The sequence below is a fragment of the Streptococcus infantis genome (assembly GCF_047463275.1).
Lineage (GTDB): Bacteria > Bacillota > Bacilli > Lactobacillales > Streptococcaceae > Streptococcus > Streptococcus infantis_AF.
Window position 1 is genome coordinate 291,450 of record NZ_JASHEE010000001.1, and the last position, 16,054, is coordinate 307,503.

Genomic DNA, 16,054 nt, shown 5'->3' on the forward strand with positions numbered 1-16,054 from the left:
ATCAATATATACTTGCAACTTAGTTGCGCATCTTATTTAGGAGGTTCAGTAATGAACAAGAAACAATGGCTAGGCCTTGGTCTAGTTGCAGTAGCAGCATTTGGACTTGCTGCATGTGGTAATCGCTCATCTCGTAACGCAGCTTCATCATCTTCTTCTTCTGATGTGAAGACTAAAGCAGCTATCGTTACAGATACTGGTGGTGTTGATGATAAATCATTCAACCAATCAGCTTGGGAAGGTCTTCAAGCTTGGGGTAAAGAACACAATCTTGAAAAAGATAAAGGTTATACTTACTTCCAATCAACAAGTGAAGCGGACTATGCAAACAACTTGCAACAAGCAGCTGGAAACTACAACTTGATCTATGGTATTGGTTTTGCACTTAAAAATGCAGTTGCTGATGCTGCCAAAGAACATACAGATATAAACTATGTTTTGATTGACGATGTGATCAAAGATCAAAAAAATGTTGTAAGTGCTACTTTTGCTGATAACGAAGCAGCATACCTTGCAGGTGTCGCTGCAGCTAAAACTACTAAAACAAAACAAGTTGGTTTTGTAGGTGGTATGGAATCTGAAGTTATTTCTCGCTTCGCAGCTGGTTTCAAAGCTGGTGTCGAATCAGTTGACCCATCAATCAAAGTTCAAGTAGACTACGCTGGTTCATTTGGTGATGCTGCTAAAGGTAAAACAATCGCTGCAGCTCAATACGCTGCAGGTGCAGACGTTATCTACCAAGCAGCTGGTGGTACTGGTGCAGGTGTTTTCTCAGAAGCTAAATCTTTGAATGAAAGCAAAAATGAAAGTGAAAAAGTTTGGGTTATCGGTGTAGACCGTGACCAAGTAGATGAAGGTAAATATACTTCTAAAGATGGTAAAGAAGCTAACTTTGTACTTGCTTCTACTTTGAAACAAGTTGGTACAGCTGTAAAAGACCTTGCCAACAAAGCTGAAAAAGGGGAATTCCCTGGTGGTCAAGCTATCGTTTACTCATTGAAGGATAAAGGTGTTGACTTGGCAGTAACAAATCTTTCTGAAGAAGGTAAAAAAGCTGTTGAAGACGCAAAAGCTAAAATCCTTGATGGAAGCGTAAAAGTTCCTGAAAAATAAATTGATGGAAGTCATTTCTTTGGAAGCGGCCTTGGGCCGCTTCTTTAAGAATTGAGACAAATGTTTTTGTCTCAATAGAGCTTGCTAAGTATCTTTAGCAGGTTTTATTGAAACAAAATAAAACTCTGAAAGGAAGAGCACATGGCACACGAAAATGTCATTGAAATGCGTGAAATTACCAAAGTTTTTGGTGAATTTGTCGCTAACGACAAGATTAACCTTGAACTTCGTAAAGGTGAAATTCATGCACTTTTAGGAGAAAATGGAGCTGGTAAGTCCACTCTTATGAACATGCTAGCAGGGCTTCTAGAACCAACTAGTGGTGAAATTGTGGTCAACGGTCAAGTTGTGGAGCTAGATTCGCCATCAAAAGCGGCTAGCTTAGGAATTGGGATGGTCCACCAACACTTTATGTTGGTAGAAGCTTTCACTGTTGCTGAAAATATCATTTTGGGGAGTGAATTGACCAAAAATGGTGTGCTAGATATTGCTCGTGCAACTCGAGAAATCAATGAGTTGTCTGAACGTTATGGCCTTGCTGTGGATCCTTCTGCCAAAGTTGCAGATATCTCTGTCGGGGCTCAACAACGTGTTGAAATCCTAAAGACACTTTATCGTGGAGCTGATATTCTTATCTTTGACGAACCTACTGCTGTTTTGACGCCATCAGAAATTGATGAATTGATGGCTATCATGAAGAACCTGGTAAAAGAAGGTAAATCAATTATCTTGATTACCCATAAGTTGGATGAGATTCGTGCTGTATCTGACCGTGTTACAGTTATCCGTCGTGGTAAATCTATTGAAACAGTTGAGATTGCTGGCGCAACTAATGCTGACTTAGCTGAGATGATGGTAGGACGTTCTGTTTCCTTTAAAACTGAGAAACAGGCAGCTCAACCTAAAGAAGTGATTCTGTCTATTAAAGACCTAGTAGTAAACGAAAACCGTGGTGTTCCTGCTGTTAAAAATCTCTCACTCGATGTTCGAGCTGGTGAGATTGTCGGAATTGCCGGTATTGATGGAAATGGTCAATCTGAATTAATCCAAGCTATCACTGGTCTTCGTAAGATTGAGTCTGGTAGCGTGGAGTTGAAAGGTCAGTCTATCGTAGGTTTACACCCTCGTCAAATTACAGAAATGAGTGTAGGACACGTTCCAGAAGATCGCCATCGCGATGGTTTGGTTTTGGAAATGATGATTTCTGAAAATATCGCTCTTCAAACCTACTATAAGGAACCTCTTAGCAAGAAGGGAATCTTAAATTACACCAATATCATCGGGTACGCTAAACAGTTAATGCAAGAATTCGATGTGCGTGCTGCTAGTGAGATTGTTCCAGCCTCAGCTCTTTCTGGAGGAAATCAACAAAAAGCAATTATCGCTCGAGAAGTCGATCGAAATCCTGATCTCCTAATCGTCAGTCAACCTACTCGTGGTTTGGACGTCGGTGCCATTGAGTACATTCACAAACGCTTGATTCAAGAACGTGATAATGGAAAAGCTGTCCTTGTAGTCAGCTTCGAACTGGATGAGATTCTAAATATCTCTGATAGAATTGCCGTTATCCACGATGGTAAGATTCAAGGGATTGTAACACCAGAAACAACCAACAAGCAAGAGCTTGGTGTCTTGATGGCTGGTGGTGAATTGGAAAAGGAGAAGAGTGATGTCTAAAAAATTACAACAAATTTCGGTTCCTTTGATTTCTGTTATTCTAGGAATTCTACTCGGAGCCATCGTCATGTGGATTTTTGGCTACGATGCTATCTGGGGCTATGAAGAATTATTCTACACAGCATTTGGTAGTGTTCGTGGAATCGGTGAAATCTTCCGTGCTATGGGACCTTTAATTCTGATTGCCCTTGGATTTGCAGTTGCAAGCCGTGCTGGTTTCTTTAACGTTGGTCTTCCAGGACAAGCTCTCGCAGGTTGGGTTATGAGTGGCTGGTTCGCTCTCTCTTTCCCAGATTTGCCACGACCATTAATGATTCTTGCGACGATTGTAATTGCCTTAGTTGCAGGAGGGATCGTTGGTGCTATTCCTGGTATCTTAAGAGCCTACCTTGGGACATCTGAAGTTATTGTAACCATCATGATGAACTACATTGTTCTTTATGTGGGCAATGCCTTTATTCATCACTTCCCTAAAGAAATCATGCAAAGTACTGACTCATCCATTCGTGTTAGTGCAAATGCAACCTATCAGACACCATGGCTTGCTGAGTTGACTGGAAACTCTCGTATGAACATTGGAATTTTCTTTGCTATCATAGCAGTAGCGGTTATCTGGTTCTTACTTAAGAAGACAACTCTCGGTTTTGAAATCCGTGCAGTTGGTCTCAATCCAAATGCTTCTGAATATGCAGGTATTTCAGCGAAACGCACCATTATTCTATCAATGATTATTTCTGGTGCCCTTGCAGGACTTGGTGGCGCAGTAGAAGGACTTGGTACCTTCCAAAACGTTTATGTTCAAGGTTCATCATTAGCAATCGGATTTAACGGTATGGCAGTAAGCCTACTTGCTTCAAACTCACCAGTTGGAATTCTATTTGCAGCCTTCCTTTTCAGTGTTCTTCAAGTTGGAGCCCCTGGTATGAATGCTGCACAAGTACCATCTGAGCTTGTAAGTATCGTTACAGCCTCAATTATCTTCTTTGTCAGCGTTCACTACATCATCGAACGCTTTGTCAAACCAAGAAAGCAACTTAAAGGAGGTAAATAAGGATGTCGATTACAACAATGTTAACCCTTATGGTTTCTTCGATGTTGATTTATGCAGCACCACTTATTTTCACAAGTATCGGAGGAGTTTTCTCAGAACGTGGTGGAGTTGTTAACGTTGGTCTTGAAGGAATCATGGTCATGGGTGCCTTTTCTGGAGTTGTTTTTAACCTTGAATTTGCTCAAGATTTGGGAGCATTAACTCCTTGGTTAGCTCTTCTAGTTGGTGGATTAGTCGGAGCTATCTTCTCGCTCGTTCACGCAGTAGCTACAGTTCATTTCCGTGCAGACCATGTTGTCAGTGGTACTGTGCTTAACTTGATGGCGCCAGCCTTGGCAGTTTTCTTGGTGAAGGTGCTTTATAATAAGGGACAAACGGATAACTTAACGCAAACTTTTGGTCGTTTTGACTTCCCAGTATTAGCTAATATCCCTGTTATCGGAGATATCTTCTTCAAGTCAACTAGTCTACTAGGTTACCTAGCAATTGCTTTCTCATTCCTAGCTTGGTTTATCCTCTTTAAGACTCGCTTTGGACTTCGCCTTCGTTCAGTTGGTGAACACCCACAAGCAGCAGATACTTTGGGTATCAATGTCTACAAGATGAGATATCTTGGAGTTGTGATTTCAGGCTTCCTTGGAGGAATCGGAGGAGCTATTTACGCTCAGTCAATCTCCGTCAACTTCTCAGTTACAACTATCGTAGGGCCTGGATTTATCGCTCTTGCAGCCATGATCTTTGGTAAATGGAATCCTGTTGGTGCTATGCTTTCAAGTCTTTTCTTTGGGCTATCACAAAGTTTGGCAGTTATCGGTTCTCAGCTTCCATTCTTGCAAGGAGTACCAGCCGTTTACTTGCAAATCGCACCATATCTCTTGACCATTGTCGTCCTAGCAGCCTTCTTTGGTAAAGCTGTTGCGCCGAAGGCAGATGGTATCAACTATATCAAGTCTAAATAACATAAAAAACGTCAGTTGAAACTGACGTTTTATTTTTTTGGTTCTTGGTGCGTTAGGTTAAGTCCCCAAGGAATGAGATTTTCTGTTTTACTTTGGATACGTTTGATATTGTCCTTGTGGCGTACAATTACTAGACTTGCAAGACCAATAATAATCACAGTAAAAAGTAGGTCATAACTAGTTAAAATAAATCCAAAGAGAGGAAACAGAAGGACGCCAATAATCGCAGCAATAGCAGCTGAAATACTAGAGAGGGAAATCATACTTCCTAGATAAAGGATTCCAAAGAAAATGACTGCAAGGTAAAGGCAAAAGAGAGGAGCAAAACCAAAAATAACTCCAGCACTGGTTGCAACAGCCTTACCACCCTTGAATTTTGCAAAGACAGGGAAGGTGTGGCCAATGACTGCTAAAAGTCCAAAGACGATTGGTGAAATACCCTGCACATGGAAGATTAATGGAAGTAAAGTGGCCAAAGTACCTTTAAAGAAATCAATTACAAAGGTTGCCATTCCAGCTTTTTTGCCTAAGATTCGGAAGGTATTGGTCGTTCCAGTATTACCAGATCCATGTTCTCTTAGATTGATGTTAAAGAATATTTGTCCAATCCACAAGCCTGAAGGAATTGAACCCAATAAATAAGCTAAAATTAATAATACTATTGTCATCATGTTTCTATTATACCATGAATTAGGAGAGAAACGGAACTGAATCTGTTTACTAGCTGTGACATCTGATACTTTGCCAAAGTTGATAAGTTTTTCATGAGTACTATTTTTATTCAAAAATAAAGGCTAAAGTTTTAAAAATTCATGAAAATTTCTGAAAAACTTGATTTTATGTTTATTTATGCTATAATAGGAACAATTATTTTTAGGAGGTGGAATATGTCTTACTTATTTGAGATATTACCAAGTTTATTGAGCGGTGCGACAATGACTTTACAAGTATTTGCACTGGTCTTACTCTTTTCAATTCCTTTAGGTATTTTTGTTGCTTTTTGCTTACAGGTCCATTGGAAACCCCTCCATTACATGATTGACATCTATATCTGGGTGATGCGTGGTACACCCTTGCTCTTGCAGTTAATCTTTATCTATTATGTTTTGCCTAGTATCGGGATTCGACTTGATCGGGTACCAGCAGCGATTATTGCCTTCACGCTTAATTATGCAGCCTATTTTGCAGAAATATTCCGTGGAGGGATTGCAACGATTCCTCAAGGACAATATGAAGCAGCTAAGGTTTTGAAATTCAAACCTATCGATACCGTCCGCTATATTATCTTGCCTCAGGTCACCAAGATTGTTTTACCAAGTGTATTTAACGAGGTTATGAGTTTGGTTAAAGATACTTCTTTGGTTTATGCACTCGGTATTTCAGATTTAATCCTAGCTAGTCGTACTGCAGCCAATCGTGATGCTAGCTTGATTCCAATGTTTCTAGCAGGAGCTATCTATCTTCTCATGATTGGTATTGTTACGATTATAGCTAAGAAACTTGAGAAAAAGTTCAGCTACTATAGATAGGAGGTTATCCATGTTAGAGTTAAAAAATATCAGCAAAAAATTTGGAAAAAAAGAAATATTATCCAATTTCAATTTAACAATTCCTGAAAAGCAGATTTTGGCTATTGTTGGACCTTCTGGTGGTGGGAAGACAACCTTGCTTAGAATGTTAGCTGGACTTGAAACCATTGATTCAGGTGAGATTTTTTATAATGGAGAATCCCTACCTTTGGATGAACTTGAAAAGCGTCACTTGTTAGGTTTTGTGTTTCAAGATTTTCAGCTTTTTCCTCACTTATCCGTTATGGAGAACTTGATTTTGTCACCCATCAAGACTATGGGCATGTCTGAAGCAGATGCCAGGAAGAAGGCAGTCGACTTATTAACTCGTCTGGGTCTCGAAGCTCATGCAGATGCCTATCCATACTCATTATCGGGTGGTCAAAAGCAACGGGTTGCCTTAGCACGCGCTATGATGATAGATCCTGAAGTGATTGGGTATGACGAACCAACTTCGGCCCTTGACCCTGAGTTGCGTCTTGAGGTTGAAAAACTGATTCTACAAAATCGAGAATTAGGCATGACTCAGATTGTCGTGACTCACGATCTCCAGTTTGCAGAGAATATTGCTGACCAGATTCTCAAAGTAGAGCCTAAGTAGGAGGTATCTATGAATCGAAAGAAAATCAGCCTTGTTTTTGTATTCTTTCTGGCTTTTTTCCTGGTAGGATGCACACAAAAAGCTAGTGATCCCAAAGTCGATAATTGGGACAAATACCAAGAACAGGGAACCATTACCATCGGGTTTGACAATACCTTTGTTCCCATGGGCTTTGAAGAAAAGAATGGGCAATATGCTGGATTTGACATTGATTTAGCACAGGCTGTTTCTGAGAAACTTGGTTTCAAAGTACAGTTTCAACCCATTGATTGGGACATGAAGGAAACCGAACTTCAAAACGGTACCATTGATGCTATCTGGAATGGATATTCAGCGACTGATGAACGCCGTGAGAAGGTTGCTTTTACCATTCCTTATATGGAGAATCAGCAGGTTCTAGTCTCTAAGAAATCTCAGAATATACAATCAGTGTCTGATATGACAGGCAAGGTTTTGGGTGCCCAGGCAGGATCTTCTGGTTATATAGATTTCGAAGCCCAACCAGAACTCTTAAAAAATATCGTAAAAGATCAAAAAGCCAACCAATATCAGAGTTTTAACGAAGCCTTGATTGATTTGCAAAATGATCGGATTGATGCCCTTTTAATTGACCGTGTTTACGCCAATTATTATCTTGAAACTGAAGGAATTTTAGATCAGTATGAGATTTTTCCTGCTGGTTTTGAGAGTGAGTCTTTTGCAGTTGGTGTGAGACCAGCTGATAAGACCTTGTTAGCAAATTTGAATAAAGCTTTTGTAGACCTTTATCAAGAAGGTAAATTCCAAGAAATAAGCAAGAAATGGTTTGGTGAAGATGTGGCTACAAATCACGTTAAAGGAAAAGAAAACTAAGATTTTTATCTTGGTTTCTTTTTTTGAGGAATAAACAATTGAGTGTAGATCTGCTCAATTAGAAAAACTTTGCAAAATCCTTAGAAAACCTGTAAAATAGAAAAGATGAACAAATAGGAGGTTCCTTGTGTCAAAAAAGGAAATCAATATTAACAATTATAATGATGATGCCATCCAGGTGTTAGAAGGGTTGGATGCGGTCCGTAAACGTCCAGGGATGTATATCGGATCGACTGACGGTGCTGGTCTCCACCACCTTGTCTGGGAAATCGTCGATAATGCGGTCGATGAAGCCCTGTCTGGATTTGGTGACCGGATCGATGTGACCATTAATAAAGACGGAAGTTTAACGGTTCAAGACCACGGACGTGGAATGCCGACTGGAATGCATGCTATGGGCATTCCAACGGTTGAAGTTATCTTTACTATCCTTCACGCTGGAGGAAAGTTCGGTCAGGGTGGTTATAAGACATCAGGAGGTCTCCACGGGGTTGGATCTTCTGTCGTCAATGCCCTCTCTAGTTGGTTAGAGGTAGAAATTACTCGTGATGGAGCAGTTTATAGACAACGTTTTGAAAATGGAGGCAAGCCAGTTACCACTCTAGAAAAGGTTGGAACTGCACCTAAGTCTAAAACAGGTACCAAAGTGACCTTCATGCCAGATGCTAGTATCTTTTCTACGACAGACTTTAAGTACAATACCATTTCAGAGCGTCTCAATGAGTCAGCTTTTCTCTTGAAGAATGTAACCTTGTCATTAACGGACAAGCGAACAGATGAAGCAATCGAATTCCACTATGAGAATGGAGTACAGGACTTTGTTTCTTATCTTAACGAAGACAAGGAAACCTTGACACCAGTTCTATACTTTGAAGGGGAAGACAATGGTTTCCAAGTAGAAGTAGCCCTCCAGTATAATGATGGATTTTCAGATAACATCTTGTCCTTTGTCAATAATGTCCGTACCAAAGACGGTGGAACGCATGAGACAGGACTCAAGTCAGCCATTACCAAGGTTATGAATGACTATGCACGTAAGACGGGGCTTCTCAAAGAAAAAGATAAAAATCTTGAAGGTTCAGATTACCGTGAAGGGTTAGCGGCTGTTCTTTCTATCCTAGTTCCCGAAGAACATCTTCAGTTTGAAGGACAGACTAAGGACAAACTTGGAAGTCCACTAGCTCGTCCAGTTGTAGATGGGATTGTGGCTGATAAGTTGACTTTCTTCCTTATGGAAAATGGGGAATTGGCTTCGAATCTGATTCGTAAAGCCATCAAGGCCCGTGATGCCCGTGAAGCAGCACGTAAAGCGCGTGATGAGAGCCGAAATGGTAAGAAAAATAAAAAAGACAAAGGCTTGTTGTCTGGAAAATTGACTCCAGCTCAATCTAAAAATCCAGCTAAGAACGAACTCTATCTGGTCGAGGGGGACTCTGCCGGTGGATCTGCCAAACAAGGTCGTGACCGTAAGTTTCAGGCTATTTTGCCTCTTCGTGGTAAGGTCATCAATACAGCCAAGGCCAAGATGGCGGATATCCTCAAAAATGAAGAAATCAATACCATGATTTATACCATCGGGGCTGGTGTTGGGGCAGATTTCTCCCTTGAAGATGCTAACTATGACAAGATCATTATCATGACCGATGCGGACACCGATGGTGCCCACATTCAAACCCTTCTCTTAACCTTCTTTTATCGCTACATGCGTCCACTAGTCGAGGCAGGACATGTCTATATCGCCCTTCCGCCTCTTTACAAGATGTCCAAAGGTAAAGGAAAGAAAGAAGAAGTGGCTTATGCTTGGACAGATGGTGAGCTAGAAGAGCTTCGCAAGCAGTTTGGCAAAGGCGCAACACTTCAACGCTACAAGGGACTTGGTGAGATGAATGCGGACCAACTCTGGGAAACAACCATGAATCCAGAAACTCGAACTCTTATCCGTGTTACAATCGAAGATCTAGCACGTGCAGAACGTCGCGTCAATGTCCTCATGGGTGATAAGGTCGAACCACGTCGTAAGTGGATTGAAGACAATGTCAAGTTTACGTTGGAAGAAGCGACTGTGTTTTAAAATTAGGATATAAATACAAATGGAGGACGAGATATGTCTGAAAATCTAAGTGAAGAGCAAGTTAAAGAAGCTCTTGAAAGTGGCTATGCGCAATCTGAAGCCTTATTAAACGATAAAGATGAATTAGATGATTTTTTGTACCGTTTGGAACAAAAAATTAAAGAGATGCCATTGGTTGGTAAGAAATTTACAATGATCCCAGTCATGATTTCTTTAGTGAAAAATTATGTTCAAGGGAAATACACCACGGTTCCTTATGGGACTATTTTAGCCGTTTTAAGCGCACTTATTTATTTCCTTTCCCCAATTGACATTATTCCAGATTTTATTCCGTTAGCAGGCTTCTTGGATGATATGGCTGTTCTAGGACTTTGTATGAATATGGTTAGCATTGATATCGAAAATTATGAAAAATGGCGTCAAGCTCAAGGATTAATTTAATTAGATCTTCCTTCTTAATGATCTTGGCTTTCTAAAAGAGGTGTACATCATGATTAGTTTATTGTCCGATACTCCTTTTCTTGTGATAGTCCTGGTTCTAGGAGCAGTTACGTATATGATTGCTAAACCAGGAAAACCTGAGAAAATTCGCTTTCTTGAATTTTTACTATTAACTATAGTAACCACAGGTGTCTTTTTATTTGATAATCCTTTAAGGTCTAATCCTTATGCAGGTTTGCTCTTCTATGTTTTTGACTTTTATATTTTCACACCAGTGAGCCTTGCTTTTGGATTCACAGCTATTTATAAGAGCAATAAACATATCAAACATTATCCTAGTGGTTACTCAAAATTTCTTAAGATAAATGCCTGGTTTTTAGAAATATTTTCAGTTATTAACTTCCTCTTTTTAATGCTGACTGAAGAAATGGGAATTATGTTGCTGCTACCACTTTTTGGAATCAGTTCAATTATCCAATTTATAGTCGGAGAGCTTGAAAGAAAAAGAGTTCAGAAAGCAAAGGAGGTTGAACAGTGAACAGTCCTTTAATAATGATATTTTTCTTTTTCGAAATCATTGTTATCGCTGGTATAATTCTTGATGCAATTTCCAATAAAGAGGAAATAGACTATTCAAACTCATTAAGTTCTTTAGTATTTACGGCGTGTAATATTGGTATGTTCGTATTGTTTAATCCGTCGATAGACGAACCTTACTTAAAAGTATTTTTACAGATATTCTATATACTAGCCCATATACCTTTAAGTTTAACTTATGCGATTACTAATCTTTATAAAAGTATCAAACACATCAATTATTTTCCTAGTAAGTTTGATCGGATATTAATATGCAACGTTACGATTATATTTCTCTTCTCAATTGTAAATGTTTTTGTATTATTTAGAGAAACGAAAGAAATTTATATACTTATTTTCTTGCAAGGCCTTTTTTCAGGAATTCAATTCCTACTTTGGATACTTGAAAGAAAAAGAGTTCAAAAGCTTCTTCAGCAAAGAAAAGAAGATGCTGTTATTCAGAACATAGAGACCACTGAGGAAGAACCACATGAGAACTGACCAGGAAATGCTTGAACTGATTTTAGAAACAGCTAAAAAGTTACAAGTTGATGCTGTGGCTCTATCTGGTTCACGGACTGATACAAAAGCCCAAAAAGATAAATTTCAAGACTATGATGTTGTCTATGTCGTAGATAATTTAGATAATCTAACGAGTGACCTTGCTTGGTTGGACCAGTTTGGTACACGTATCATTGAGCAACATAATATCCTAGGCAACCGTCGTCTCTACCTCATGCTTTTTGAAGATGGGAATCGCATTGATTTGACCCTCTGTCCAAAAGAACATTTGCAAGAATGGGTAGATAGCGAAACTGCTTACACAGTTTTAGTAGACGAGAAGGGCTTGTTTGAGTCTTATTCTCCCAGTCCAGAGCGCTTCTGGACAAGTCCAGCTAGTGAGACGGATTTTGAAAAATCTTGTAATGAATTTTGGTGGGTGTCAGCCTACGTGGTCAAAGGAATTTGTCGTAAGCAAGTCATTTATGCTACTGACCATCTCTACGGTATTTGTCAGCAAGAACTGTTAAAAGTATTGGCCTGGCAGGTAGCAAGTGATAATGGAACAGTCGATATCGGTAAGAACTACAAGTATCTCTTTAACTACTTGCCTGCTGAGAAGGAGAAGGAATTCTCTGCTCTCCTTGATTTTTCAAGTATAGAGAAAATCACTCAGTCTTTATTAGCAACTATACAACTTTTCCACCAAGAAGCTCAAAGTCTAGCACAAAAGATGAGCTTTGAATATAATCAGGAAGTAGCTGAGAAGATGATGAGATATGCTGAGGAGAACCTTCTAAATCACTAAGAAAATAAAGAACACAAATTATAATTTTAAACTACAGAAAGGATAGTTTGGTTACTAGAGGTAACTGAACACGGGACTAAGACTTAGGAAAAAAGATAAATCGCCTTGGGTTCATCGAACCCTGCAGCGATTTCCTATTTTTCTACAGAAATTTTCGGCAGGCCGAAACGTCCCTTTGTATCTTATATGAGTAATATCCAAAATATGTCCTTAGAGGACATCATGGGAGAGCGCTTTGGTCGCTACTCCAAGTACATCATTCAAGACCGGGCTTTGCCAGACATTCGGGATGGATTGAAGCCGGTTCAACGCCGTATTCTTTATTCTATGAATAAGGATGGCAATACTTTTGACAAGAGCTACCGTAAGTCTGCCAAGTCTGTCGGGAACATCATGGGTAATTTTCACCCACACGGAGATTCTTCTATCTATGATGCCATGGTCCGTATGTCTCAGGACTGGAAAAACCGTGAGATTCTAGTTGAAATGCACGGAAATAACGGTTCTATGGACGGAGATCCACCTGCGGCAATGCGTTATACTGAGGCTCGTTTGTCTGAGATTGCTGGTTATCTTCTTCAGGATATCGAGAAAAAGACAGTTCCTTTTGCATGGAACTTCGACGATACCGAGAAAGAACCAACTGTCTTACCAGCAGCCTTTCCAAACCTTTTAGTTAATGGTTCAACAGGTATTTCAGCTGGTTATGCCACAGATATTCCACCGCATAATTTGGCTGAAGTTATCGATGCGACAGTCTACATGATTGATCACCCAACTGCTAAGGTCGATAAGTTGATGGAATTCTTGCCTGGGCCAGATTTTCCTACAGGAGCTATCATCCAAGGTCGTGACGAGATCAAAAAGGCCTATGAAACTGGTAAGGGGCGCGTGGTTGTTCGTTCCAAGACTGAAATCGAGAAACTGAAAGGTGGTAAGGAACAAATCGTTATCACTGAGATTCCTTATGAGATTAATAAGGCTAACTTAGTCAAGAAAATTGATGAAGTTCGTGTCAATAGCAAGGTGGCAGGTATCGCTGAGGTTCGTGATGAGTCTGACCGTGACGGTCTTCGCATTGCTATTGAACTCAAGAAAGATGCGAACACCGAGCTTGTTCTCAACTACCTTTTCAAGTATACTGACTTGCAAATCAACTACAACTTCAACATGGTTGCGATTGACAATTTCACCCCTCGTCAGGTTGGAATTGTGCCTATCTTATCTAGCTATATTGCCCACCGTCGTGAGGTCATCTTGGCACGTTCTCGCTTTGACAAGGAAAAGGCTGAAAAACGTCTCCATATCGTGGAAGGTTTGATTCGTGTCATCTCGATTTTAGATGAAGTCATTGCTCTTATCCGTGCTTCTGAGAACAAGGCTGATGCCAAGGAAAACCTCAAGGTCAGTTATGATTTTACTGAAGAGCAGGCTGAAGCTATTGTTACCTTGCAACTATACCGTTTGACCAATACAGACGTAGTTGTCTTGCAGGAAGAAGAAGCAGAACTTCGTGAGAAGATTGCTATGCTGGCGGCTATCATTGGTGACGAACGGACAATGTACAATCTCATGAAAAAAGAGCTTCGTGAGGTCAAGAGACAATTTGCGACTCCTCGTTTGAGTTCTTTAGAAGATACAGCAAAAGTGATCGAGATTGATACAGCTAGCCTTATCGCTGAAGAAGATACATACGTCAGCGTGACGAAAGCTGGCTATATCAAGCGTACTAGCCCTCGTTCTTTCTCAGCTTCAACCTTAGAGGAAATTGGTAAACGGGATGATGACCGATTGCTATTTATCCAATCTGTTAAGACAACTCAACATCTCTTAATCTTTACAACACTAGGAAATGTTATCTACCGTCCTGTCCATGAATTAGCAGATATTCGTTGGAAGGATATCGGGGAGCACTTGAGCCAAACGATTACAAACTTTGAAACCAATGAAGAAGTGCTATACGTAGAAGTTGTGGATCAGTTTGATGATGCGACGACCTACTTTGCAGCGACTCGCCTTGGACAAATCAAGCGTGTCGAACGCAAAGAATTCTCTCCATGGAGAACCTATCGTTCTAAGTCTGTCAAATATGCTAAGTTGAAAGATGAGACTGACCAGATTGTAGCAGTTGCTCCGATTAAATTGGATGATGTTTTGTTGATTAGTAAAAATGGATATGCCCTTCGCTTTAATATCGAAGATGTTCCAGTTGTTGGAGCCAAGGCTGCAGGTGTTAAAGCTATGAATCTGAAAGCAGATGATGAGCTTCAAGCTGTCTTTATCTGCAATACTTCATCTTTCTATCTGTTAACGCAACGTGGAAGCTTGAAACGTGTATCAACAGAGGAAATTCCAGCAACCAGTCGTGCTAAGCGTGGTCTTCAAGTTCTGAGAGAATTGAAGAGTAAACCACATCGCGTCTTCTTGGCCGGTGCTGTCTCAGAACAAGGATATATCGGAGATCTCTTCAGTACAGAAGTAGAAGATGGCGAACAAACTCTTGTTATCCAATCAAATAATGGAACGATTTACGAATCAATCTTACAGGATTTGAATCTATCAGATCGCACAAGTAATGGAAGCTTTATCTCAGATACTATTTCAGACGAGGAAGTTTTCGATGCCTACCTCAAAGAAGTCTTTAAAGAAGAAAAAGATAATTAAGAAGAAAATCAGTCCTAGTGACTGATTTTTTATAAGTAAAATTTTCAGAAAATTACAAATAATACTTGAATTTTTAGGAGAATAGTGTAGAATAGAACACAAAGCTTGATTAGAATAAAGGAGATTGTCATGACCGTTACGATTGATTGGGAAAATCTCGGTTTTTCCTATATGAAACTACCTTATCGTTATATCGCTTATTTTATAAATGGACAATGGACTCAAGGAGAATTAACAGAGGATGCAACCTTGCATATCTCAGAATCATCTCCAAGCCTTCACTATGGACAGCAAGCATTTGAAGGATTGAAAGCCTATCGTACAAAGGATGGCAGTATTCAACTCTTCCGTCCAGATGAAAATGCTAAACGTCTGCAACGTACCTGTGACCGTCTCTTGATGCCACAAGTGCCAACAGAAATGTTTGTAGAGGCTTGTAAAGCAGTTGTTCGGGCTAATGAGGACTACGTACCACCTTATGGGACTGGTGGAACACTTTACCTTCGTCCGCTCTTGATTGGTGTTGGAGATATCATCGGGGTAAAACCAGCTGAGGAGTATATTTTTACTATCTTTGCTATGCCAGTTGGAAATTACTTTAAGGGTGGATTGGTTCCAACAAACTTCTTGATTCAAGATGAGTATGACCGTGCTGCACCAAATGGGACAGGAGCTGCCAAGGTCGGTGGTAACTATGCAGCTAGTCTTTTGCCAGGAAAAATGGCTAAATCCCGTCATTTCTCAGATGTTATTTATCTAGACCCATCAACCCACACTAAGATTGAAGAAGTTGGTTCAGCAAACTTCTTTGGAATTACAGCTGATAATGAGTTTGTAACGCCACTGAGTCCATCAATCTTGCCATCGATTACTAAGTATTCTTTGCTTTATCTAGCAGAGCATCGTTTAGGCTTGAAGCCTGTTGAGGGAGATGTACCAATTGATAGTCTGGATCGATTTGTAGAAGCAGGTGCCTGTGGAACAGCAGCAGTAATCTCACCTATTGGGGGAATCCAACACGGTGATGATTTCCATGTTTTCTACAGTGAAACAGAGGTTGGTCCAGTAACTCGTAAACTATACGATGAATTGACAGGTATCCAATTTGGTGACATTGAAGCACCAGAAGGCTGGATTGTAAAAGTAGATTAAACATTATTAAAGGAGATCTT

15 protein-coding genes are annotated in these 16,054 nt (G+C 40.0%); 14 read left to right on the forward strand and 1 reads right to left on the reverse strand.

The window, feature by feature from the left end; all coding sequences use genetic code 11:
- The first annotated feature begins 51 nt into the window (after positions 1 to 51).
- The 4 genes from QM923_RS01505 (at position 52) to QM923_RS01520 (ending at position 4,800) form a co-directional block, all read left to right on the forward strand.
- On the forward strand, positions 52 to 1,113 hold the full coding sequence (locus QM923_RS01505) for a BMP family lipoprotein (RefSeq protein ID WP_414290601.1): 1,062 nt from the start codon (positions 52 to 54) through the stop codon (positions 1,111 to 1,113).
- Between the two features lie 141 nt (positions 1,114 to 1,254).
- Complete coding sequence (locus QM923_RS01510) at positions 1,255 to 2,790, forward strand: ABC transporter ATP-binding protein (protein WP_414290602.1); 1,536 nt, start codon at positions 1,255 to 1,257, stop codon at positions 2,788 to 2,790.
- Positions 2,783 to 3,841, forward strand: coding sequence for an ABC transporter permease (locus tag QM923_RS01515; protein WP_225750201.1), 1,059 nt, complete (start codon positions 2,783 to 2,785; stop codon positions 3,839 to 3,841). The genes QM923_RS01510 and QM923_RS01515 overlap by 8 nt, the downstream gene beginning before the upstream one ends.
- Positions 3,842 to 3,843: 2 nt before the next feature.
- On the forward strand, positions 3,844 to 4,800 hold the full coding sequence (locus QM923_RS01520; RefSeq protein ID WP_254724067.1) for an ABC transporter permease: 957 nt from the start codon (positions 3,844 to 3,846) through the stop codon (positions 4,798 to 4,800).
- A 29-nt stretch (positions 4,801 to 4,829) separates the two neighbouring features.
- On the opposite strand, the gene plsY is transcribed toward QM923_RS01520, so the two are convergent.
- Complete coding sequence (gene plsY / locus QM923_RS01525) at positions 4,830 to 5,471, reverse strand: glycerol-3-phosphate 1-O-acyltransferase PlsY (protein ID WP_254804135.1); 642 nt, start codon at positions 5,469 to 5,471, stop codon at positions 4,830 to 4,832.
- 216 nt (positions 5,472 to 5,687) lie between these two features.
- Between plsY and QM923_RS01530 the strand changes: the two genes are divergently transcribed.
- From QM923_RS01530 to QM923_RS01575, 10 genes are all read left to right on the forward strand, one after another.
- Positions 5,688 to 6,329 carry an amino acid ABC transporter permease gene (locus QM923_RS01530; RefSeq protein WP_414290603.1) on the forward strand — a complete coding sequence of 214 codons (642 nt, stop codon included), beginning with the start codon at positions 5,688 to 5,690 and terminating at the stop codon, positions 6,327 to 6,329.
- 10 nt (positions 6,330 to 6,339) lie between these two features.
- Positions 6,340 to 6,969 carry an amino acid ABC transporter ATP-binding protein gene (locus QM923_RS01535; RefSeq protein ID WP_414290604.1) on the forward strand — a complete coding sequence of 210 codons (630 nt, stop codon included), beginning with the start codon at positions 6,340 to 6,342 and terminating at the stop codon, positions 6,967 to 6,969.
- Positions 6,970 to 6,978: 9 nt separating this feature from the next.
- A complete protein-coding gene (locus QM923_RS01540; protein WP_414290605.1) occupies positions 6,979 to 7,821 on the forward strand; it encodes an amino acid ABC transporter substrate-binding protein in 843 nt (280 codons plus the stop codon).
- Positions 7,822 to 7,948: 127 nt separating this feature from the next.
- Positions 7,949 to 9,892, forward strand: a complete 1,944-nt coding sequence (gene parE / locus QM923_RS01545; RefSeq protein ID WP_414290606.1) for a DNA topoisomerase IV subunit B — start codon at positions 7,949 to 7,951, stop codon at positions 9,890 to 9,892.
- Between the two features lie 33 nt (positions 9,893 to 9,925).
- Positions 9,926 to 10,333 carry a YkvA family protein gene (locus tag QM923_RS01550; RefSeq protein WP_006153213.1) on the forward strand — a complete coding sequence of 136 codons (408 nt, stop codon included), beginning with the start codon at positions 9,926 to 9,928 and terminating at the stop codon, positions 10,331 to 10,333.
- A gap of 49 nt (positions 10,334 to 10,382) precedes the next feature.
- Complete coding sequence (locus tag QM923_RS01555; RefSeq protein WP_414290607.1) at positions 10,383 to 10,871, forward strand: hypothetical protein; 489 nt, start codon at positions 10,383 to 10,385, stop codon at positions 10,869 to 10,871.
- Positions 10,868 to 11,410 (forward strand): hypothetical protein, encoded by a 543-nt coding sequence (locus QM923_RS01560; protein WP_414266193.1) that lies wholly within the window; start codon positions 10,868 to 10,870, stop codon positions 11,408 to 11,410. The genes QM923_RS01555 and QM923_RS01560 overlap by 4 nt, the downstream gene beginning before the upstream one ends.
- Positions 11,400 to 12,218, forward strand: coding sequence for an aminoglycoside 6-adenylyltransferase (locus tag QM923_RS01565; RefSeq protein ID WP_414290608.1), 819 nt, complete (start codon positions 11,400 to 11,402; stop codon positions 12,216 to 12,218). Before QM923_RS01560 ends, QM923_RS01565 begins: the two co-directional genes overlap by 11 nt.
- 186 nt (positions 12,219 to 12,404) lie before the next feature.
- Positions 12,405 to 14,882: a DNA topoisomerase IV subunit A gene (gene parC / locus QM923_RS01570; protein WP_414290609.1), complete on the forward strand. Its 2,478-nt coding sequence runs from the start codon at positions 12,405 to 12,407 to the stop codon at positions 14,880 to 14,882.
- A gap of 129 nt (positions 14,883 to 15,011) precedes the next feature.
- Positions 15,012 to 16,034 (forward strand): branched-chain amino acid aminotransferase, encoded by a 1,023-nt coding sequence (locus tag QM923_RS01575; protein WP_414290610.1) that lies wholly within the window; start codon positions 15,012 to 15,014, stop codon positions 16,032 to 16,034.
- Positions 16,035 to 16,054: the final 20 nt, after the last annotated feature.